Source organism: Microbacterium sp. HMWF026 (assembly GCF_003061325.1).
Lineage (GTDB): Bacteria > Actinomycetota > Actinomycetes > Actinomycetales > Microbacteriaceae > Microbacterium > Microbacterium testaceum_E.
This window is the reverse complement of sequence record NZ_QAJB01000394.1, coordinates 1-1092: the sequence shown is the minus strand read 5'-3', so window position 1 is coordinate 1092 and position 1092 is coordinate 1. Positions and strand designations below refer to the sequence as shown.

At 75.1% G+C, this 1092-nt stretch carries 1 protein-coding gene; it reads right to left on the bottom strand.

Annotation, left to right across the window (positions count from 1 at the left end):
- Positions 1-175: 175 nt before the first annotated feature.
- Positions 176-1092 (bottom strand): 16S rRNA pseudouridylate synthase (locus DBR36_RS14675; RefSeq protein WP_108320500.1); only part of this gene is annotated, 917 nt, incomplete at its 5' end.

Sequence of the window (1092 nt, the reverse complement as noted above, 5' to 3'; positions counted from 1 at the left end):
CCCGTCGAGCTCGCCGATCGCCTCTCGGGCGCCGCGGCACCCGGGGCCCGGTACGTCACCGGACGCGACGGAGGACTCGTCGCGGCGCGATCGTGCGCACCCGGCCCGAGAACGCGAAACGCGCCGCCGGACCGAGTCCGAGCGACGCGCTTCGCGTGCGGGTATGCGGGGTGCGTCAGTACCAACCGGTCGACTGCGAGTGACCCCAGGCGCCGCAGGGCGTGCCGTAGCGGCCCGAGATGTACCCGAGGCCCCACGAGATCTGCGTCGCGGCGTTGGTCTCCCAGTCGGCGCCGGCCGACGACATCTTGCTCCCGGGAAGAGCCTGGGGGATGCCGTAGGCACCGCTGCCGGCGTTGTAGGCGCGGTAGTTCCAGCCCGACTCCTTGTTCCACAGCGAGACCAGGCACGAGAACTGGTCGTCGCCCCAGCCGCGGCTGGAGAGCATGCCGCGCGCGGTCGCCTGCGCTCCGGCCGGGCTGTTGTCTCCGGAGCCACCGCCGGAGGCGACGGGAACCGGAGCGGACGAACCGCCACCGGTGCTACTGCCGCTGCTGCTGCTGCTGGAGGCGGCGGCGCGCTCTTCGGCGGCGGCCTTCTCCTTCGCGGCGGCTGCCGCGGCGGCGGCCGCTTCGGCCTCTTGGCGCGCCTTCTCGGCGGCCTCCTCCTCGGCCTTCTTCGCCACGGCGGCGTCCAGGCTCCCGCGCAGTTCGGCGACGCGCTGGTCGACGTTCGCCCGCGCGGCGGTGACGTCCTCGGCGAGGCCGGGCAAGAAGGTGTCCGGCAGCACGGCGGCTGCCTCGAGGCGCGAGGTGGCGGTCTCGAGGGCCGAGGTGTCGACGGTGGCGGGCTGGCCGATGTCCAGACCGGATGCCGCGATGTCGTTCTGCACCGAGGTGACGGCGGCCATCGACGTGGCGGCGGACGCTTCGGCCGTACGGGCCTCGTCGGCGCCGGCGCCGCGGGCGGTCGCGAGGACGGTCGGCGTGGTCGCGGAGGCGAGCGAGAAGCGGGCCGTCGACAGGTCGGTGGGGGAGGCGGTCGCGGCCGGAGCCGTGCCGGTCAGGGCCGCGGCGGCGACGACGCCGACCA